Origin of the sequence: Streptomyces aurantiogriseus (genome assembly GCF_014649375.1) — a bacterium.
Lineage (GTDB): Bacteria > Actinomycetota > Actinomycetes > Streptomycetales > Streptomycetaceae > Streptomyces > Streptomyces aurantiogriseus.
On sequence record NZ_BMSX01000022.1, the window covers coordinates 57,643 to 77,040 of the forward strand.

The 19,398-nt window shown below is 71.2% G+C and carries 21 protein-coding genes and 1 pseudogene; 11 read left to right on the forward strand and 11 right to left on the reverse strand.

Going from position 1 to position 19,398, the window contains the following annotated elements; genetic code table 11:
• Positions 1-39: 39 nt before the first annotated feature.
• Together IE263_RS36410 and IE263_RS36415 are read left to right on the forward strand one after the other, a co-directional pair.
• Positions 40-1,011 carry an LLM class F420-dependent oxidoreductase gene (locus IE263_RS36410; protein ID WP_189942342.1) on the forward strand — a complete coding sequence of 324 codons (972 nt, stop codon included), beginning with the start codon at positions 40-42 and terminating at the stop codon, positions 1,009-1,011.
• Between the two features lie 122 nt (positions 1,012-1,133).
• Positions 1,134-2,168, forward strand: coding sequence for a hypothetical protein (locus IE263_RS36415; protein ID WP_189942343.1), 1,035 nt, complete (start codon positions 1,134-1,136; stop codon positions 2,166-2,168).
• A gap of 78 nt (positions 2,169-2,246) precedes the next feature.
• Here the strand turns inward: IE263_RS36415 and IE263_RS36420 are convergent, their stop codons facing one another.
• From IE263_RS36420 to IE263_RS36435, 4 genes are all read right to left on the reverse strand, one after another.
• The gene (locus IE263_RS36420; RefSeq protein ID WP_229911367.1) at positions 2,247-2,672 is read right to left on the reverse strand and encodes a DUF6328 family protein; all 426 of its coding nucleotides are present in this window, start codon (positions 2,670-2,672) and stop codon (positions 2,247-2,249) included.
• Between the two features lie 161 nt (positions 2,673-2,833).
• On the reverse strand, positions 2,834-3,817 hold the full coding sequence (locus IE263_RS36425; RefSeq protein ID WP_189942345.1) for an aldo/keto reductase: 984 nt from the start codon (positions 3,815-3,817) through the stop codon (positions 2,834-2,836).
• Positions 3,818-3,979: 162 nt separating this feature from the next.
• On the reverse strand, positions 3,980-5,461 hold the full coding sequence (locus IE263_RS36430; protein WP_189942346.1) for an MFS transporter: 1,482 nt from the start codon (positions 5,459-5,461) through the stop codon (positions 3,980-3,982).
• A 98-nt stretch (positions 5,462-5,559) separates the two neighbouring features.
• On the reverse strand, positions 5,560-6,771 hold the full coding sequence (locus IE263_RS36435; RefSeq protein WP_189942451.1) for an FAD-dependent monooxygenase: 1,212 nt from the start codon (positions 6,769-6,771) through the stop codon (positions 5,560-5,562).
• 354 nt (positions 6,772-7,125) lie between these two features.
• Here IE263_RS36435 and melC1 point away from each other — a divergent pair, with 354 nt between their 5' ends.
• The 3 genes from melC1 (at position 7,126) to IE263_RS36450 (ending at position 8,944) form a co-directional block, all read left to right on the forward strand.
• Positions 7,126-7,560, forward strand: coding sequence for an apotyrosinase chaperone MelC1 (gene melC1, locus IE263_RS36440; protein WP_189942347.1), 435 nt, complete (start codon positions 7,126-7,128; stop codon positions 7,558-7,560).
• Positions 7,561-7,592: 32 nt separating this feature from the next.
• Positions 7,593-8,417 carry a tyrosinase MelC2 gene (gene melC2 / locus IE263_RS36445; protein ID WP_189942348.1) on the forward strand — a complete coding sequence of 275 codons (825 nt, stop codon included), beginning with the start codon at positions 7,593-7,595 and terminating at the stop codon, positions 8,415-8,417.
• Positions 8,418-8,491: 74 nt separating this feature from the next.
• Positions 8,492-8,944 carry an SRPBCC family protein gene (locus IE263_RS36450; RefSeq protein ID WP_189942349.1) on the forward strand — a complete coding sequence of 151 codons (453 nt, stop codon included), beginning with the start codon at positions 8,492-8,494 and terminating at the stop codon, positions 8,942-8,944.
• Between the two features lie 15 nt (positions 8,945-8,959).
• On the opposite strand, the gene IE263_RS36455 is transcribed toward IE263_RS36450, so the two are convergent.
• Together IE263_RS36455 and IE263_RS36460 are read right to left on the reverse strand one after the other, a co-directional pair.
• Positions 8,960-9,667: a ribonuclease H family protein gene (locus tag IE263_RS36455; protein WP_189942350.1), complete on the reverse strand. Its 708-nt coding sequence runs from the start codon at positions 9,665-9,667 to the stop codon at positions 8,960-8,962.
• A 31-nt stretch (positions 9,668-9,698) separates the two neighbouring features.
• Complete coding sequence (locus tag IE263_RS36460) at positions 9,699-10,496, reverse strand: VOC family protein (RefSeq protein ID WP_189942351.1); 798 nt, start codon at positions 10,494-10,496, stop codon at positions 9,699-9,701.
• Positions 10,497-10,710: 214 nt separating this feature from the next.
• Between IE263_RS36460 and IE263_RS36465 the strand changes: the two genes are divergently transcribed.
• On the forward strand, positions 10,711-11,604 hold the full coding sequence (locus IE263_RS36465; protein ID WP_189942352.1) for an aminoglycoside phosphotransferase family protein: 894 nt from the start codon (positions 10,711-10,713) through the stop codon (positions 11,602-11,604).
• A 71-nt stretch (positions 11,605-11,675) separates the two neighbouring features.
• On the opposite strand, the gene IE263_RS36470 is transcribed toward IE263_RS36465, so the two are convergent.
• Positions 11,676-12,158 carry a VOC family protein gene (locus tag IE263_RS36470; protein WP_189942353.1) on the reverse strand — a complete coding sequence of 161 codons (483 nt, stop codon included), beginning with the start codon at positions 12,156-12,158 and terminating at the stop codon, positions 11,676-11,678.
• A gap of 134 nt (positions 12,159-12,292) precedes the next feature.
• On the opposite strand from IE263_RS36470, the gene IE263_RS36475 reads away from it, so the two are divergent.
• From IE263_RS36475 to IE263_RS36485, 3 genes are all read left to right on the forward strand, one after another.
• Positions 12,293-13,510 carry an epoxide hydrolase family protein gene (locus tag IE263_RS36475; protein WP_189942354.1) on the forward strand — a complete coding sequence of 406 codons (1,218 nt, stop codon included), beginning with the start codon at positions 12,293-12,295 and terminating at the stop codon, positions 13,508-13,510.
• A gap of 134 nt (positions 13,511-13,644) precedes the next feature.
• A complete protein-coding gene (locus IE263_RS36480; RefSeq protein WP_189942355.1) occupies positions 13,645-14,298 on the forward strand; it encodes an ATP-dependent Clp protease proteolytic subunit in 654 nt (217 codons plus the stop codon).
• A gap of 1 nt (position 14,299) precedes the next feature.
• The gene (locus IE263_RS36485) at positions 14,300-14,902 is read left to right on the forward strand and encodes a ClpP family protease (RefSeq protein WP_189942356.1); all 603 of its coding nucleotides are present in this window, start codon (positions 14,300-14,302) and stop codon (positions 14,900-14,902) included.
• Positions 14,903-14,925: 23 nt separating this feature from the next.
• Here the strand turns inward: IE263_RS36485 and IE263_RS36490 are convergent, their stop codons facing one another.
• Positions 14,926-15,330, reverse strand: a complete 405-nt coding sequence (locus IE263_RS36490) for a helix-turn-helix domain-containing protein (RefSeq protein WP_189942357.1) — start codon at positions 15,328-15,330, stop codon at positions 14,926-14,928.
• A 129-nt stretch (positions 15,331-15,459) separates the two neighbouring features.
• Between IE263_RS36490 and IE263_RS36495 the strand changes: the two genes are divergently transcribed.
• Positions 15,460-16,239 (forward strand): class I SAM-dependent methyltransferase, encoded by a 780-nt coding sequence (locus IE263_RS36495; RefSeq protein ID WP_189942358.1) that lies wholly within the window; start codon positions 15,460-15,462, stop codon positions 16,237-16,239.
• A gap of 6 nt (positions 16,240-16,245) precedes the next feature.
• On the opposite strand, the pseudogene IE263_RS49815 reads toward IE263_RS36495, so the two are convergent.
• Positions 16,246-16,602 (reverse strand): annotated as a pseudogene (locus IE263_RS49815) (mycothiol transferase); the annotation flags it as partial.
• Between IE263_RS49815 and IE263_RS36505 the strand changes: the two are divergent.
• Positions 16,530-17,417, forward strand: a complete 888-nt coding sequence (locus IE263_RS36505; RefSeq protein ID WP_189942359.1) for an RNA polymerase sigma factor SigF — start codon at positions 16,530-16,532, stop codon at positions 17,415-17,417. The pseudogene IE263_RS49815 and the gene IE263_RS36505 overlap by 73 nt on opposite strands.
• A gap of 41 nt (positions 17,418-17,458) precedes the next feature.
• Here IE263_RS36505 and IE263_RS36510 read toward each other — a convergent pair whose 3' ends face one another.
• Positions 17,459-17,914 carry an ATP-binding protein gene (locus tag IE263_RS36510; protein ID WP_189942360.1) on the reverse strand — a complete coding sequence of 152 codons (456 nt, stop codon included), beginning with the start codon at positions 17,912-17,914 and terminating at the stop codon, positions 17,459-17,461.
• A gap of 108 nt (positions 17,915-18,022) precedes the next feature.
• Complete coding sequence (locus IE263_RS36515) at positions 18,023-19,270, reverse strand: DUF6777 domain-containing protein (protein WP_229911357.1); 1,248 nt, start codon at positions 19,268-19,270, stop codon at positions 18,023-18,025.
• Between the last annotated feature and the right edge of the window lie 128 nt (positions 19,271-19,398).

Below are 19,398 nucleotides of genomic sequence, written 5' to 3' on the forward strand. Positions count from 1 at the left end.
CGCCGGTTTCCTCCCCTGCCCGCCGGGGACTCGGCACGCATGGTGCGAATCGGATACACGATGATGACCGAACAGGCCGGCCCTCGTGAACTGGTCGACCATCTGGTACGGGCCGAGGAGACCGGGTTCGACTTCTCGGTGACGTCGGACCACTACTTTCCGTGGCTGCGTTCGCAGGGCCACGCGCCCTACGCGTGGAGTGTGCTGGGCGCGGCCGCGCAGGCGACGTCCCGCATTCCGCTGATGACGTACGTGACGTGCCCGACCGTCCGCTACCACCCGGCGATCGTCGCGCAGAAGGCGGCGACGGTGCAGTTGCTGTCGGAGGGCCGCTTCCGGCTCGGGCTGGGCTCCGGGGAGAACCTCAACGAGCACGTGGTGGGCGGTGGTTGGCCCTCCGTGGACGTCCGGCACGAGATGCTCGAGGAGGCCGTGGAGATCATCCGCGCGCTCTTCGAGGGCGGGCATGTGACACGGCACGGCACGCACTTCGACGTGGAGTCGGCGCGACTGTGGGACCTGCCCGACGAGCCGCCCGAGATCGGCATCGCCGTCTCGGGGGAGCAGTCGTGCAGGATCGCGGGCCGGCTCGCCGATCTGGTGATCGCCACCGAGCCCAAGTCGGGCCTGCTGGAGGCGTTCGACCGGCACGGCGGCTCGGGCAAACCGCGCGTGGGCCAACTCCCGGTCTGCTACGACCCCGACCGGGAGACGGCGGTGAAGCGGGCGCACGCGCAGTTCCGCTGGTTCGGCAGCGGCTGGAAGGTGAACTCCGAACTGCCGCATCCGGACTCCTTCGAGTCGGCGACCCAGTTCGTGACCCCCGACGACGTCGCCTCCTCGATTCCGTGCGGGGACGACCCGGACGACTTCGTCGAGGCCGTACGGCCGTACGCGGAGGCCGGGTTCACCGAAATCGCCCTGGTGCAGATCGGCGGCGACTCGCAACCGGCGTATCTGGACTGGTCGGAGAAGACGCTGCTGCCCGCGCTGCGCGACGCGTTCGGCTGACGCGGCCGGCGGGAGGGGGCTCGGTCCTGTCCGGCCGTCGCCGACGGGTCCCCTAGGCTGCTGGTCTGCACGCTCGCATTCCCGAGTCGTGTGTTCCAGCAGTCTGTACAGGAGAGTCATCCGTGACCCTTGCGATCGACCCGTCCGAGACGTCCGCCGACCCGTCCCCCGCGCCCCTGTCCGACCTCGTGGCGCGGGACGCGCGCGAGTTCGGCGTCTACGCGCGGACCGGCGGGTGGGCCTTCGGGCTGATGGTGGCGCGCAGCGTCCGGCCGGGCGGGCAGAGCGCGGACGAGACGCCGAAGGTGTCGGCGAAGGAGTTCGCCGAACTGGCCGGCTGCTCCCCCGAGCGCGTCATGCGCTACTACAAGGCCTGGGACCGGGCCGCCGACGACGGTCTCGTCCCGCACTTCGAGGAGCTGGCCCCGGGGCAGCAGGTGGAGCTGCCGGACGCCGACGTCTGGCTGACGTACTACGTCTCCCGCTCCAGCGCCACCTCCGAGCGCGGCACCGCGATCACGGAGGCCGCCGAGGCGGAGGGCATCCGGCCGACCAAGGCGCTGGAGGTCGCGGAGAACCCCACGGCCCTGCGCGCGGCGATCCTCGCCGACCCCTCCACGGCCCGGGCGGCCCGCGCCGCGCTGCTGGACCGCATCAAGGAGGACCCGGAGCTGCAGACCGAGCTGGCGCGCGACGTCGTGCGCACCGACGACCTGAAGAAGGCCGTCGCCAGCGAGAGCCGCTCGGCCGACCGTATCGGCTACGTCCGCCAGATCGCCGAGTCCGGGCAGATCAGGACGCCCGCGGGTCAGACCGTCGACGCGCCCGTCGCACTGCGCCAGGAGGCCGAGCGCCACCTGTCGCTCATCGACGAGCTGGACGAGGGCGAGGACGCCGGCGAGTGGGCGAGCGAGGCCTACGACACGCTGAAGAGCCTTGTCGTGGAGGCCGTGGAGGCCGACCCCGAGCTGCGGGTGCAGGAGCAGCGCACGAAGTTCTACAGCAGCCTCCAGAAGGCGACGAAGGCGTTCGAGGAACTGACCTTCGACGACGCCCAGGACTTCTACGAGGACGACATGGTCCAGCAGTTGGAGGAGCTTCAGCAGGCGATCGGCAGCTGCATCACGGCGCTGCGCGGAGCCCGGGGCACGCACTGAGCGCCCGGCCGGGCGGGCGCTGAGGAGCGCCGGCTCCCGACGGCTGCACGGCTGTGGACCTCACCGCCTTCGCCGCGCTCACCGCGTGGTGTAGCGGTGCCGGGTCCACAGCGGCAGCGCGAACCAGCACAGCACGTACCACAGGACCACGCCCGCGACGAGCCAGGGCACGAAGTCGTCGTGGGTGGCCACGCGCAGGATGAGCAGCAGCGCGGCGGTCATGGTGGCGAGCAGCAGGAGCAGGCCCACGAAGGTCAGCCGGGAGGCCCACCGCACCGCCTGCGGCTTCACCCTTCGCCCGGAGACCAGTCGGTGCAGGGAGACGGGGCCGATGAGGGCCCCGGTCGCGCAGGCGCCCAGGACGACCGTCACGATGTAGATGACCTGGGACGTGTCGTCCAGGCCCGGGTAGCGCGGCGTGAACACGACCGTGAGGAGGAAGCCGAAGAGGATCTGAACGCCCGTCTGGGCGACGCGGACCTCCTGGATCAGCTCCCCCCACATGCGGTCCGCTCTCTCCTCCTCGGTCTCGTTGCGTCCCCTGCGCCGCTCGACGCCGTCTCCGATGCCCGCCACCTGTCCTCCCGGTTCGAGTGACTTTCCGTCTTCTCTCCCCGCGAGTACCCCCGGAGCGGCGATGTTCTCCGGTCGCCGCCCGGGGCCGGCTACCAGCGTCCCTCGACCTGCTCCTTGATCCGCCGCTCGTACAGGTCCCGGATCGCCGCCAGCGTCTCGTCGGAGAGGTCCGGCAGTTTGGCGGCGGCCGCGTTGGCGCGGGCCTGCTCGGGCGAGCGGGCACCCGGGATCACGGTGGTCACGCCGGGCTGCTGGACGATCCAGCGCAGCGCCAGTTGGGCCGGGGTGTACCCCTCGGGGGCGAGGGCGGCGAACGCTGCGGCGGCCTCGACACCGGTGGTGTAGTCGACGCCGGAGAAGGTCTCGCCCTGGTCGAAGGACTCGCCGTGCCGGTTGTAGGTGCGGTGGTCGTTCTCCGGGAAGACGGTGTCCTTGGTGTACCTGCCGGACAGCAGGCCGGAGGCGAGCGGGACCCGGGCGATGATGCCGACGCCGGCCTCACGGGCCGCGGGCAGCACCTCGTGGAGGGGCTTCATGCGGAAGGGGTTGAGGATGATCTGCACGCTCGCCACGCCCGGTCGGGCGATCGCGGTGAGGGCCTCGGCGCAGGTCTCCACGCTGACGCCGTAGTGCGCGATGCGCTCCTCCTCGACCAGGGTGTCGAGGGCGTCGAACACCTCGTCCGAGGAGTAGACGGGGGTGGGCGGGCAGTGCAGCTGCACGAGGTCGATGCGGTCGACGCCGAGGTTGCGGCGGGAGCGGTCGTTCCAGGCGCGGAAGTTGTCCAGGACGTAGTTCTCGGGGATCTGCTCGACGCGGCGGCCCATCTTGGTGGCGATCAGCACGTGCAGATCGGGGCGGCTGCTCAGGAACGTGGCGATGGTCTGCTCACTGCGTCCGTCGCCGTACACGTCGGCGGTGTCGAAGAAGGTGACTCCCGACTCGGCCGCCGCCTCCAGCACCGTCAGGGCCTGCTTGTCGTCGACGTCGCCCCAGTCGGCGCCCAGCTGCCAGGTGCCGAGACCGACGACGGATGCGTGCTGACCAGATCTACCGAATACTCGCTCGTCCATGGTGTCAGTCTGTCATCCGGCCCGGCCCTGCACGGAACCGACCACTCCGGCCCGTCACCTGTGGCTCTTTCACCCACAAGGCTTCCTTCAACTGAGCCCGGCGGCACCGCTGGACGGTGCGCCCGCGGGACTGTTCCCCGGACGAGGAAGTACTCACCGCGCTCATGCTCCTTCCATCGCCCCGTCCTCGACGGGCCGGGTACGGCCACCGGCCCGCCTGCCCTCCGTCTCCGGATCGCCGGGGATCGTCAGCGCCACCGCGCACGCCGCCAGGGCACCCGCGCCCGCGACGCCGAACGCCAGCACATAGCCGTGCAGCGTCGGCAGCGGCGCACCCCCGACGAGGCCGGTGTGGTGGACGAGGACCGCGGTGACGGCGGCACTGGAGGCGGCCTGCCCGATCGTCCGCATGAGCACGTTGACGCCGTTCGCGGAGGCGGTCTGGTCGGCCGGGACCGCGCGCAGGATCAGCACCGGCAGCGCCGAGTAGGCGAGGGTGGTACCGATCGCCACGACAGCGGCCCCCACCACGATCATCCCGAGGTCGCGGCTGTCGACGACGCGCACGGCGTACCCGGCGGCGATGACGGCGGCCCCGAGGGCGAGGGTGACACGCGGACCGTGGGCCTCGGAGATACGGGCGGCGAGCGGGGAGACGAGCAGCATGACGATGCCGCCGGGCAGCAGCACCAGGCCCGTCTGGACGATGGACAGTCCGAGCCCGTAACCGCTGGCCTCGGGTGCCTGCACCAGTTGGGCCGTGACCAGCGAGTTGGCGTAGAACGCGAAACCGGTGAGAAGCCCGGCCACATGGATGAGGCCGACATGGGGACGTGCCGCCAGCCGCAGGTCCACCAGGGGCTCGGCCGTGCGCAGTTGCTGCCGCCACCACAGGCCCAGCAGGACGACGGCGCCGACGGACAGGGCCCTGACCGGGGCACTGCCCCAGCCCCACTGGCCGCCCTGGGAGACGACGAGCAGCAGGCAGATCAGTCCGGCGGCCAGCCCCAGCGCACCCGTCACATCGAACCGTCCGGGGCGGCGCACCGGTGACTCGGGCACCGCCCACCGGATCAGCGCGACACCGGCGGCGCCGAGGGCCGTGGTCACCCAGAACATCACGTGCCAGTTGGCGTACTGCACCACCAGCGCCGCGGCCGGCAGCCCCAGCGCGGCGCCGGTCCCGACGGTGGCACTCATCAGCGCCACCGCCGATCCGCGGCGCTGCGGCGGGAGTTCGTCGCGCAGGATGCTGATCGACAGCGGGACGACGGAGGAGGCGGCGCCCTGGAGGGTGCGGGCCGCGATCAGCACACCGATGTCGGAGGTCAGGGCGCAGATCGCCGAGCCGACGGTCATCAGAGCGAACGAGAGGAACAGCACCCGCCGCTTGCCGTACATGTCCCCGGCGCGGCCGAGGACCGGGGTGAGGACGGCGCCGGACAGCAGGGACGCCGTCACCGTCCAGGAGACCGCCCCGGGCGAGGCGCCGGTCAGGCGCGGCAGGTCGGGCAGCAGGGGGATGACGACGGTCTGCATGACGGCCATGAGGGTGCCGCAGTACGCCAGGACCGGGATGGTGAGGCGTGCCCGCGGCCGGCCGGTGCCGGTGCTGGGGGCGAGTATCGGAGCAGGTGACGGCATGGGCACTCCAGCGGCCGGCGGGCAGAGAAAATGAGGGGAACGGCAATTCAACATAACGACGAACTGCCGTTCCCCCCACCGCAGGAGGTCCGTGCGGGTTACTTGCCCGAGGTCAGAGCCCGTGCGTGCGCCGTCCGCGCGAGCTTCGGGCCGAGCCAGCGCTTGAACCGGCGCAGCGCCTCCAGCTGCCCCGCGGCCCGGTCGAGCCGGTAGTACAGCTGGGGCGGGACGTAGGGCAGCAGAGGTGAGTGGCGCTGACCGAGGAGGGCGAACATCTGCTCCGGGGGCAGGTGGATGTAGCGGGTCAGGTTCTCGTACCACTGGGCGCTGTAGCGGGCGGCGCTCTGCAGGGAGAGCAGAGCCGACTTGCGTTCCCGCTCGTACCGCGCGAGTGCCTGGGGGAGGTCGGCGCACGTCCGCAGGGCGTCGGCCAGCGCGAAGGCGTCCTCCAGGGCGAGGGTGGTGCCGGCGCCGATGGAGTAGTGGGTGGTGTGGGCGGCGTCGCCGAGGAGGACGAGGTTGTCGCGGTACCAGGTGTGGTTGGTGAGGGTGCGGAAGGTCAGCCACGGGGCGCTGCCGTCGGAGGAGGCGCGCCCGATCAGTTCATGGCCGTCGAGGATGTGGGCGAAGAGCTTCTCGAGGTGGGCCAGTCCGTCGGCCTCGCTCGCCCGGTCCAGGCCGAGTCCGGTCCAGGTCTCGGGGGGGCACTCGATGACGCAGGTGCTGCGCTCGGAGCTGAAGGGATAGCCGTAGCACCAGATCCAGCCGTGCTCGGTCTCCACGAAGGCGAAGGTGAAGGAGTCGAAGACCTTGGTGGTGCCGAGCCAGATGTACGGGTTGCGGCCCGCCGTCAGCTCGGCGCCGAAGTGTCCGGCATGGTGGGTGCGCAGGGCGCTGTGGACGCCGTCGGCCGCGACGAGGAGGTCTGCCTCCGGAGGATCCTCGGCCGTGATCTCGTGCTCGAACTCCAGCCGTACACCGAGGGCGCGGGCGCGGTCGGCGAGGATCTCCAGGAGCTTGTGGCGGCCGATGCCGTGGCCCTCGTCGCCGGGCTGACGGGTCGACATGTCCCGTACGTGCGCGATGCCTTGGTTCCAGCGGACGGAGTGCTTCTCGACGGCGCGGGCCGACTCTGGGTCGTGCGCGTGGAGTTTGTCGAGGAACCCTCGCCAGTAGGTGACGCCCCACCCGTAGGTCGAGCCCTCCGGGTTGCGCTCGTAGACGGTGATGTCGTGGGACGGGTCCTGCCGCTTGAGCAGGATGGAGAGATACAGGCCGGCGGGCCCGCCTCCGACGCAGGCGACCTTCACGCGCACCCCTAGGTATTACGAAACGTGGTCAATTGATGACGCAGGGTAGCAGGCGGGGGCCGCGGTCGAGTCCGGCCCACACTCCCGATTCCGTCACTTTCCGCACGTGAGCCACACCACCGGCCATACGGCGGGGCGCGAGAACCCGCCGAAAGGACCGCTCCCACGGGAAGGAATTCCCCCTTCCGGAGGATCCGGGATACCGCGAACAGCAAGATCATCTTTGTTCAAGATTGCACGACATGTAATTGATTGTCCGGATCGTAGCCAACCCGTCGTGCGGGATTTCTCCCGTTCTCCGGCCGGCCGATAGGCATGCGGGGTCCTCAGCCGAACGAACCCAGGAGGTCCCGTATGCCGGAACTCAGCCGTCGTCGTGCGCTCACCACCGCGGCCGCCCTCACCGCGACCGCCGGCGCCCACACCGCCGTGGCACCCGCCACCCGGGCGAACGACCACCACACCCCCGGCTCTCCCGACTCGCCGGGCTCTCTCGCCTCTCCCGCCTCTCCAGCGTCTTTCGACGAGGTCTACAAGGGCCGCCGGATACAGGGCCGGCCGACGGCCGGCGGCGGTCATCACGGGGACGGTCATCACGGGGGCGGGCACCACGGCGCCGGATACGCCGTGTTCGTCGACGGTGTGGAGCTGCACGTCATGCGCAACGCCGACGGCAGCTGGATCAGCGTGGTCAGCCACTACGACCCGGTGCCCACACCGCGGGCCGCCGCCCGTGCCGCGGTGGACGAGCTGCGGGGCGCCCGGCTCCTCCCCTTCCCCGCCAACTGACCGCCCTGCACGCACACTTGGAGCATCCGCACATGACCGTCCGCAAGAACCAGGCGTCCCTCACCGCCGAAGAGAAGCGCCGCTTCGTCGCCGCCGTCCTCGAACTCAAGCGCAGCGGCCGTTACGACGCCTTCGTCACCACGCACAACGCCTTCATCCTCGGTGACACCGACAACGGCGAGCGCACCGGCCACCGTTCGCCGTCCTTCCTGCCCTGGCACCGCAGATTCCTGCTGGAGTTCGAGCGGGCCCTGCAGTCGGTGGACGCGTCGGTGGCGCTGCCGTACTGGGACTGGTCCGTGGACCGCTCGACGCGGGCCTCGCTGTGGGCGCCGGACTTCCTCGGCGGCACCGGGCGCAGCCTGGACGGGCGGGTGATGGACGGGGCGTTCGCCGCGTCCACCGGGAACTGGCCGATCAGTGTGCGGGTCGACGGGCGGACGTATCTGCGGCGGGCGCTGGGGGCAAGCGTCCGTGAGCTGCCCACGCGGGCCGAGGTGGACTCGGTGCTGGCGATGGCGACGTACGACATGGCGCCCTGGAACAGCGCCTCGGAGGGCTTCCGCAACCATCTGGAGGGGTGGCGGGGCGTGAATCTGCACAACCGGGTTCACGTCTGGGTCGGCGGCCAGATGGCCACCGGGGTCTCCCCCAACGACCCGGTGTTCTGGCTGCACCACGCCTACATCGACAAGCTGTGGGCCCAGTGGCAGCGGCGGCATCCGGGGTCCGCGTACGTCCCTGCCGCGGGGACACCGGACGTGGTCGACCTGAACGAGACCATGAAGCCCTGGAACGACACCACCCCGGCCGACCTGCTCGACCACACCGCGCACTATGCCTTCGACACCGACTGACCGGTGCGCGGTTCGCCGCGCAGGTGGGGGGTACCCGAGCGGCGTACCCGATGAGAGCGAAGGAGGAGACGACCGTGACGAAGGTCGAGGAATCCATCGAGGTCAGTGTCCCCGTGCACACGGCCTACAACCAGTGGACGCAGTTCGAGACGTTCCCCGAGTTCATGAGCGGGGTGGAGCGCGTCGAACAGCGCACCGACACGCTCACGCACTGGGTGACGGACATAGCCGGACAGCACCGGGAGTTCGACGCGGAGATCACCGAGCAGATCCCGGACGAACGGGTCGCCTGGACGACGGTGGCCGGTGAGTCCCGTCAGGCGGGCGTGGTGACCTTCCACCGTCTCGATGACGATCACACCAAGGTGATGCTCCAGCTGGACTACGAGCCGGAGGGCTTCGCCGAGACCGTCGGCGACAAGCTGGGGTTCGTCAAGCGACAGACGAAGGGCGACCTCAAGCGCTTCAAGGAGTTCATCGAGGAGCGCGGCCACGAGACCGGCGGCTGGCGCGGCGCGGTCACCTGACCGACGCCGTCATGGTCACCCGGCCGCCGCCGTACGGCACTCCGGGTGGCCCCAGCCCTGATCGTTCTTGGCGATCGGCTCCCCGGCCGCATAGGAACGCCCGCACACGCAGCGGCCGGGGAACTTGGCCTTGATCGTGCGGGCCGAAGCACCGCCGGACCGTCGGGGCGCCTTGCCCCCGGCGGTCCGGCGACGTGCGCCGGAGGCCGGCGGGGTGTCGGGCGAGGGCGGCGGCTCGGGCGAGCCGAGGGCGCTGCCCGCGGGCTGCTGGACGCTCGCCGCCTGGCTGGCGGCCCGGTCCGCGAAGTCGTTGAGCCGGTCGCCGTCGACCTGGTGGGCCGGCACATAGCGGAAGTCGACCGAGCGGCCGTCGAGCAGCTCGTCGATGCGCACGACCAGCTCCTGGTTGGCGACCGGCTTGCCGGCGGAGGTCTTCCAGCCGTTGCGCTTCCAGCCGGGCAGCCAGGTGGTGACCGCCTTCATGGCGTACTGCGAGTCCATGCGGATCTCGAGCGGCACGGCCGGGTCGGTCGCCGCCAACAGGCGCTCCAGCGCCGTGAGTTCGGCGACGTTGTTGGTGGTCCTGCCGAGCGGCCCCGCCTCCCAGCGGGCCGGCGCCTCACTGTCGTCGGAGATCACCCAGGCCCAGCCGGCCGGTCCCGGGTTTCCCTTCGAAGCCCCGTCGCACGCGGCCACCACACGTTCACGCATGCGCACGATCATGCCATGGCCCGGCGGGGCGCTCGGCCACGGTCTAGGAGACGTCGGTGGTCCTCGGCAGCTCGCCCTCGGTGGTGGTGACGTCGATCACCGAGAAGTTCGCGCCCTGCGGGTCGGTGAGGGCGGCGAACCGGCCGAAGGGGGTGCCCATCGGCCCGAACTGCAGTCTTCCACCGAGCTTGGTCGCCTTGGCGACGGCGTCGTCGCAGTCGGGGACGGTGAAGTAGACGTTGATGTACGGCGGGACCTCGGGCGGGAAGTCGTCCGTCATCTTCATCCGGCCCAGGACGGGGCGCTCGCCCAGGTCGTAGAGACGGAAGTCGATCGCCTCGTCCTCCATCTGCTTCTGCCGGTAGCCGAAGACGGCGGGGAAGAAGGCGTCCGCCTTCTGGGGCTCGCGGGTGAAGACCTCGGCCCAGGCGTAGGCGCCGGGGGTGCCCATCGTGTCGAAGCCCTCGTGGATGCCTGCCTGCCAGACGCCGAACACGGCACCGCTGGGTTCGCGGGCCAGGCACATGGTGCCGAAGTCGCCGATCTCCATCGGCCCCATCAGCACCTCACCGCCGTTCTCGCGGATCTTGGTGGCGGTGGTGGCGGCGTCCTCGGAGGCGAAGTAGAGGCACCACTGGGACTGGCCCTCCTGCCCCGGCATCGGAGGGACGACGGCGGCGACCGCCTTGCCGTCCGCGTAGGCCTGGGTGTAGTTGCCGTACTCCGACGACGCCTCGCCGAAGGTCCAGCCGAGGACGTCACCGTAGAAGGCCTTCGCCCCCTCGACGTCAGTGAACATCGCGTCGGCCCAACAAGGGGCTCCCTCAGGTTGCACGGCCATGACGGCGGCCCTCCCGATGAGATGGATTGTCCGGTTCCTCACGCTAGTCACCCGCCCGTCGCCTCGCGCGCCGAACGCGTCCCTTCGTTACCGGGCCGGGCCGGGACGGGGATCCCGCATCGCGCGGAAGATCACGCCGGCGGTGGCCGACATCAGCTGATGCTCGATCAAATTCGGTGGACGCGCTGCCGGTTGACCCATTGGAATCAGCCTCATGTGTGCTGTGAAGATGCGCCCGGACGAGGTCGATGTCGAGGTCCCCCTGGTGCGCCGGCTGGTCGCCGCGCAGTACCCGCAGTGGGCGTCGCTGCCCGTGGAGCGGCTGACCTCCTCCGGGACGGAGAACGCGATGTTCCGCCTGGGTGAGGACAAGGTGGTGCGGCTGCCCCGGCATCCCGGCGCGGTCGAGAGCGTGGCACACGAGCAGTACTGGCTGGCCCGGCTGGTGCCGAGGCTGTCGGTGGCCGCGCCGGTACCACTGGAGCGGGGCGAGCCCGGCGAGGGATTCCCCTGGCCGTGGTCCGTCTACCGGTGGCTGGACGGCCGTAACCCGGTCGCGGGTGCCGTGGAGAAGCCGGAGGCGCTGGCGGCGGACCTGGGGGCGTTCGTCGCCGAGCTGCGCCGGATCGACCCGCAGGACGGGCCGGCCAACGACCGGGGGGTGCCCCTGCGGGAGCGGGACGCCTTCACTCGCGACGCCATCGCGCAACTGGAGGGACGGATCGACACCGCCTCGGTCACCGCCCTGTGGGAGGAGGCCCTGCGCGTCCCGGACCGTACGGACCCACCGGTGTGGGCGCACAGCGATCTGTCACCCGGGAACGTGCTGGTCGAGGACGGTCGGCTCGCGGCGGTGATCGACTTCGGTGGTGTGGGGGTGGGCGATCCGGCGGTCGACCTGATCGTGGCCTGGAACCTGCTGCCGGCGTCGGCCCGCGCCACCTTCCGGAAGGCGGTGGGCGCGGACGATGCCGAGTGGGCGCGCGGCCGGGGCTGGGCGCTGTCGATCTCGCTGATCCAGCTGCCGTACTACTGGGAGACCAATCCACCGCTGGCGGAGAACTCCCGCCATGTGATCAGGGAGATCCTGACCGAGACCGGCCGGTGACGGACCGTGGCGGGTCGTGACTTGTCGTGACGGCCCCGGTGACGGGCCGCCCCTACTCCCCTTCGTAGGCCCTACTCCCCTTCGTAGGCCTTCCGCAGTGCGGCGATGTCGAGCTTGCCCATGGAGAGCATGGCGCGGGTGGCGCGGGCGGCCTTCTCCTGGTCGGAGTCCGTGACCATGTCGATGAGCTCGGTGGGGACGACCTGCCAGGACACGCCGTACTTGTCCTTGAGCCAGCCACAGGGGCCGGGCCGGCCGCCGCCCTCGATGAGCTTGGTCCAGTAGTGGTCGACCTCCTCCTGGTCGGCGCAGCCGATCTGGAAGGAGATCGCCTCGTTGAACGTGAACTCCGGGCCGCCGTTCAGCGCGACGAACTTCTGGCCGTTCGCCGTGAACTCCACGGTGACGACCGTTCCGGCGGGGCCCGGTCCGGCCTCGGTGTAGCGGGTGATCGTCCCGACGCTGGAGTTCTTGAAGATCGAGACGTAGTGGTGGGCGGCTTCCTCGGCCTGGCCGTCGAACCAGAGACACGTGGTGAAACCGTCGGTGGTCATGAGTACCTCCTGGAGCGGGTACGGGGCGTGGAACGCGGTCATCAGTGTCGACCGGCGCGCGTCCCGGAACTCATCGCTCGGGCCGGGAAACAATCCGGATGGCCGTGGCTCGGTGCCGAACTAGCATCCGGGACATGACGTCCTCATCCGCCGACAGCGGCATCCGGCCCTTCCGCCTCGACGTACCCCAGAGCGACCTCGACGACCTGTACGCACGCCTCGACCGGACCCGCTGGCCCGAGGGACTGCCCGCGACGGGCTGGGCGTACGGCGTGCCCACGGGCTATCTGCGGGAGCTGGTGGAGTACTGGCGGCACGCGTACGACTGGCGTGCCGCGGAGGCCCGGCTGAACGAGTGGCCGCAGTTCACGACCACGATCGACGGGGCGAACGTCCACTTCGCGCACGTGCGCTCCCCCGAACCGCACGCCACCCCGCTGGTGATCACCCATGGCTGGCCGGGGTCGATCGTCGAGTTCCTCGACGTGGTGGGCCCGTTGACGGATCCGGCGGCATACGGCGGGGATCCGGCCGACGCGTTCCATGTCGTCGTACCGAGCATCCCCGGTTTCGGGCTGTCCGGCCCGGTCGCGGAGAGCGGCTGGGAGGCGGGCCGGGTCGCCGACGCATGGGCCGAGCTGATGTCCCGGCTCGGCTACGAGCGGTTCGGGGCACAGGGCGGCGACTGGGGCGCGGCCATCTCCCGCGAGCTGGGCCGCGCGCACCCCGACCGGGTGATCGGCGTGCACCTGAACCTGCTGCCGGGGGCGCAGGCCACGAAAGAGCCCACGCCCGAGGAACTCGACGCGCTGAGTCCCGAGGAGCGGGAGCGGACGCTGACCTCGTGGCGCCGCTGGGCCGCCTTCTCGGCGGAGGGCATCGGCTACTACCACCAGCAGGCCACTCGGCCGCAGACGCTGGCGTACGGGCTCAGTGACTCGCCGGTGGGTCAACTCGCCTGGATCATCGAGAAGTTCCGGGAGTGGACGGACTCCGAGGAGCTGCCCGAGGAGGCCGTGGACCGGGACCGGCTGCTGACCAACGTGATGCTCTACTGGCTGACCGGGACGGCCGGTTCGTCCGCGCGGATCTACTACGAGCGGCAGCACACCACCACCGGCCGCCTCGCCGCGCCGAGGGAGCCGTCGCCTGCGCCGACGGCGCTCGCGCTCTTCCCGGCGGAGCCGCAGATCCCGCTCCGGCGCAAGGCGGAGCGCACGGAGAACCTCGTGCGGTGGACGGAGTTCGACCGGGGCGGGCACTTCGCGGCGATGGAGGAGCCGGACCTGCTGGTGGGCGATGTGCGGGCGTTCTTCCGGGAGTTGAGGGAGAAGGGGATCGGCGCCGGCTGAGCACCGGCGGGGCCGCTCTGCCCTCGGCGAATCTGCCGAGGGCAGGGAAATCCGCCGCTGGGCCGGTCACGGGTCGAGGGTGGAGGCAGCGCGGCACACGACGATGCCGCACCCAGCCTCGACAAGGAGCGCCCATGTCTCCCCGCACCGCCGGCCACGCGCCGGCCCTGCTGCCCCGGGCCGAGGAGGGCGACACCCCTCCCTCCCGCTTCGACGACCAGCTAGCCGCCCAACTCCTGGGCCAGCGCATCGTGTTGCTCGGCACACAGGTCGACGAGGTCTCCGCGAACCGGGTCTGCGCACAGCTGCTCATCCTGTCGGCGGAGGACCCGCGCACCGACATCAGCCTGTACATCAACAGCCCGGGCGGGTCGGTCCACGCGGGCCTGGCCATCTACGACACGATGCAGCTGATCCCCAACGACGTCTCCACGCTCGCCATGGGATTCGCGGCCAGCATGGGCCAGTTCCTGCTGAGCGTCGGCGCGCCCGGCAAGCGGTACGCCCTGCCGAACGCGCGGATCATGATGCACCAGCCGTCGGCCGGGATCGGCGGCACCACCGCGGACATCGAGATCCAGGCGGAGAACCTGGAGTTCACCAAGCGGACCATCGAGCGCATCACCGCCGAGCACACCGGCCAGTCCCCGGAGACCATCTCCCGGGACGGCGACCGGGACCGCTGGTTCACGGCCGAGGAAGCCAGGGAGTACGGCATGGTGGACCGGGTCGTGGAGTCGCTGGCCGACGTCCGCCCGGCCGCCTCGAAGCGACGGATGGGGCTGTGACATGGGGAGCTACACGATTCCGAACGTCGTCGAGCGGACCGCGCAGGGCGAGCGGTCGTACGACGTGTTCAGCCGGCTGCTGTCGGAGCGGATCATCTTCCTCGGCACCGAGATCGACGACGGGATCGCCAACGTCGTCATCGCGCAACTCCTCCATCTGGAGTCGGCGGCACCGGAGAGCGAGATCGCGATCTACATCAACTCGCCCGGCGGCTCGTTCACCTCGCTGATGGCGATCTACGACACGATGACGTTCGTGCAGGCGCCGATCTCCACGGTCTGCGTCGGGCAGGCGGCCTCGACGGCTGCCGTGCTGCTGGCCGGCGGGGATCCGGGGCGGCGGTTCGTGCTGGAGCACGCGCGCGTGCTGCTCGGCCAGCCGGCCAGCGGAGGCCGGCAGGGCACGGTCTCCGACCTCGCGCTCCAGGCCAAGGAGATGGTCCGCATCCGCGCCCAGGTCGAGGAGGTGCTCGCCCGGCACACCCCCCACGACGTCACGACCCTGCGCGCGGACATGGACCGCGACAAGGTGTTCACCGCCCCGGAGGCCGTGGCGTACGGCCTGGCCGACGAGGTGGTGAGCCGGCGCCCCGTACGGGTCTGAGACGCCGGCCCGTGCCCGTGGTGTCAGGCGGCCAGGCAGAGCCCGTCGTACGACGACGTGGTCGCCGTACGGCTCGCGTGGGCGTGCCGGCCGGTCAGCCGGACGAGTTCGCCCTGGGCCCGCGCCAGGAGGTCTCCGAGGCCCAGGCCGAGGGCGTGGGCGGCGGCCGCGAGGACCTCCGAGGAGGCCTCCTTGCGGCCGCGCTCCACCTCCGACAGATACGGCATGGAGATGCGGGCCGCGTCGGCGACGTCCTTCAACGTGCGCTCCTGAGCCTGGCGTTCGCGGCGCAGGACGTCGCCGACGAGGTCGCGCCAGAGGGGCTCTCTCGGGGTGGGCGGCCGGTCGGCGGGGCGGGCGGTTCCCGGGCGTTCGGCCGAGGGACGCAGCGGGATCACGCGGGCTTGGTTCGGCGCTTGGTTGCTCACCCTCCCAGCCTAGGAGCGGCGGCCGCCACGGGAAGGGCCCGGCGTTCCGCCCTCAGGGAAAATCCCGGCCCGCACGCGGTGCGTGCCGGGAGACACTGGTCGGGACTGGTCACGGAAGGGGCGTATCCGATGCTGCGGGACACATTCGACACGGTCGCGGAACGCTACGACCGGGCTCGGCCCTCCTATCCCCCTCCTCTGGTGGGGCAGTTGGCCCGGAGCGCGGGGCTCGGGCCGAGCAGCAGGGTGCTGGAGATCGGCCCGGGAACGGGGCAGTTGACGCGTCCGCTGGCGGAGACGGGCTGCCGGCTGACGGCGGTCGAACTGGGCCCGTCGCTGGCGGCCGTGGCCCGGCGGAACCTCGACGCCTTCCCGCAGGTGGACGTCGCCGTCGCCGACTTCGAGCGCTGGCCGCTGCCCGCCGAGCCCTTCGACCTGGTGGTCAGCGCGACCGCGTTCCACTGGATCGACCCGGCGCTGCGCGTCGCCAAGACCGCCGACGCGCTGCGTCCGGGCGGTCTCCTGGCGCTGGTGACGACCCATCACGTCAAGGGCGGCAGCGTGGAGTTCTTCGCCGACGCCCAGGGCTGCTACGAGCGCTGGGACCCGGCGACCCCGCCCGGGCTGCGCCTCGAACCCGAGGACGACATCGCCTCCGACACGCGGGAGTTGACCCTCGGATCGCGCTACGAGGACGTCACCGTCCACCGTCACGCCCAGGAGGTGACGTACTCGGCGGACGCGTACATCGAGGTCCTGCTGACCTACTCGGGCCACCTCGCGCTCGACGAGCCCGCCCGCCGGGGTCTGCTGGCGTGCATCCGGAACCTCATCGAGAACCGGTACGGCGGCAGTGTCACCAAGCGCTACCTCCACGAGCTCATCACCGCCCGGCGCACAGCGGGGTGAGCCCTGCCGGCCGACCTGCCCGTCGATCCGCTCGCACAGGAAGTCGGCGTGGCCGTTGTGCCGGGCGTACTCCTCGATCATGTGCACCAGCACCTCCTGGAGCGCGATCGGCTCCTCGTCGTCGGCCCGCCGCGGCTGCCGGGCGTCTCCACGGGTTTCGGCCGCTCGGAAACTCGGTGCGCATGTGCCGGCCGACTCGGGGTATTCGCCCCGTGAGCGGGCCTGCACATCGGGTCCGCTCACGGACCGGGAAGAGCAGACGTCGCACCGTGACTTTCTTGGGAGAGGTAATGCACACCGCCGTGATCGGGTCGGAGGCACAGGTCGTCGAGGACACCGCCGGGACCGGTACGGGTGGCGCACCGCTGCCGGGAGTCGAGGACCCGAGGAGCGTGGCCCCCCGCGACGCACGTGAGCTGTCCCGTCAGTTCTTCCAGCGGCTGACGGAACTCGAGGAGGGCACGCACGAGTACCAGTACGCGCGCAACACCCTCATCGAGATGAACATGTCGCTCGTGCGGTTCGCGGCCGGACGCTTCCGGGGCCGCGGCGACGACATGGAGGACATCGTCCAGACCGGGATGATCGGCCTGATCAAGGCCATCGACCGGTTCGAGATCTCACGCGAGGTGGAGTTCACCTCGTTCGCGCTGCCCTACATCGTCGGTGAGATCAAGCGCTTCTTCCGGGACACGACGTGGGCGGTGCACGTGCCGCGGCGGCTGCAGGAGCTGCGCGTCGAGCTGGCCAAGGCGCGCGACGAGCTCGCCAGCCGGCTGGACCGGGAGCCGACGGTGGCGGAGCTGGCCACCCTGATGAACCTCTCCGAGAACGAGGTGATCGAGGCGCAGATCGCCTCCAACGGCTACAACTCCTCCTCGCTCGACGCCGCGCTCACCGGCGACGGCCCCGAGAGCGGCGAGGCGGTCCTGGCCGACTTCATCGGGGTGGAGGAGGACGGGCTGCGGCTCGTCGAGGACTTCCAGTCACTCGCCCCGCTCATGGCCGAACTCAGTGAACGCGACCGGCAGATCATCCACATGCGCTTCGTGGAGGAGGCCACCCAGGCGGAGATCGGCGAGCGGCTCGGTTGCTCCCAGATGCACGTGTCCCGCCTCATCAAGCGGATCATCACGCGGCTGCGCCAGGGGATGCTGGGCGAACTCGGCTGCGCCTGAGCCGGTGAGCCGTGGGGCGGGCCGCCCCACGGCTCACCGGCTCAGTTCCGTACGAGCCTGACCACGGCGCTGACGCGCTTGCCGACCGGCACGCGCTCCGCGGTCACCTCCGTCGCGAGCGCGTGCACGATCTCCAGGCCGTGTCGGCCGACGCGCTGGGGATCCTTGGGGAACCGCAGGGGCAGCGCGTCGCTGCTGTCGTAGACGGACACCGTCACCGAGGCGTCCGTGCCCTCCAGTTCCAGGATGTACGGGCCGTTGCTGTGCCGGTCGGCGTTGGTCACCAGTTCGCTGACGACCAGCAGCACCTCGCCGTCGGCGCGCTCGTCGACGGTGGCACACCACTCCGTGCGGAGCTGGTCGACGAAGTGCGCGGCGAAGGTGCGTGCCTCGGCGATCGACCCGGGTTCACCGGTGTAGTGCGCCGCTCGCCGTAGCGGTTCCACGGGTACGTCGAAACCAGTCGGTATCACTGCCCCGTCCAGGTGCTCGATCATGCGTTTCTCTCTCGGAGGCCGGACTGGCCGGACGCTGCTGCACCTGTGCTCGTACCCCGTGCCGGGCCGCGCAGTCCCCCGCCTTCGGTCGCGCGGCCATGGGCTGCCTCACAGGGAGGGTGGACCGCTGGGGGCCTCCGGAGCGGCGGAGTCGGGGACCGACCGGGTGAGCGTGTCGGTCGTCGGCGGGGCCTCCGGCGGCGAGGGGGCCTCGGTCTCCGGCGGGCTCGTCGGCTCCGGGCTCGGGGGCGGCGACGTCTCCGGGGAGGGCTGCTCCGGGCTCGGCGGCGGCGAGGAGGGGCCGGCCGGCGTAGGCGATTCGGGACTCCCGGACGTCGCCGGGCCGGTGTGGTCCGTCGGGCTCGATGGGCTCGTCGGCTTCGACGGGCTCGTGGGCGAGCTCGGCAGGGAGACGCTCGCGGACGGTTTGGGCGGGTTCACCGGCGGCTTGGTGGGGCGGTCCTTGTCGCAGTCGGTGTCGCCCCGGTGGCGGGCGATCCAGCCGTCGTCGTGGGGGTCGTAGAGCACGAAGACCTTGACGACGCTCGTCGAGGGCGTGACCACGACGACGTTCGAGGGCCGGTACGACGGCCAGGAGTCGCCGGTGAGCGTGGGCGTGGTCGGCTGGGCGACCGGCGGGGTCAGCGGGTTGCCGCAGGCGCAGCGGACCCGGGGCACGCCGTGTCCGTCGACGAGGACGGCGGTGCCGGCCTGCAGGACGGCCTGGTAGCTGGTGGCGGCGCTGTCGCGGTAGCCGTGGTTGGTGACACGGGTGTCCATGCGGAGCTGGACCGGGGTGAGGGAGCGCAGGTGGGCGGGGACCTGGGTGGGGTCCACACCGGCGACGGAAGCGAACGCGTCGTTCTTGGCGGGGGCCTGCTGGAGGAACCTGATCTGCTTCTCGACGTCGCAGGCGGCGACGTTGCGGGTGCCGCCGTACAGGCCGCCGGCTCCGCCGTCGACGCCCCGGACGACGTTCGCGGACTCCGCGGTGGTCGCCGTGGCGGTGGAGGTGGGCGGGGCCGCTCCGGTGGAGGGGGTGAAGGGGTCCGGGCCGGTCTTGCCCGCGGCCTGGAGGAAGACCTCGCTCTTGCGGCCGGAGCCGCCTCCGTCGGTGCGGGTCAGGGCGAAGGCGAGTGCCACCACGACCAGCACGGCGGTGGTGATCAGGGCGATGCGCGGTGCGGACTTCCACCACGGCCGGGAGGGCTCGGGCGTACCGCCCGGGACCGCCCCGCCCGTGGGGCCGCCGGGCGGCCGGGAGGGTGGTCCGGAGGGCGGTGGCGGGGAGGAGCCCGACAGGGGCCCGGAGGGCGGCCCTGTGGGGCGGCCGGGGGACGGAGGTTCGACGCTCACAGGAACTCCCGACGTGGGTCTCCGCGGCTTTTTGCAGGTTATGCGATGTTTTGCTCCATAACGCCACCATTGTGTGCCCCGGCGGGGTCGCACCCGCAAGCGGACGCGGACGGCGCTCCCGGCAGGCG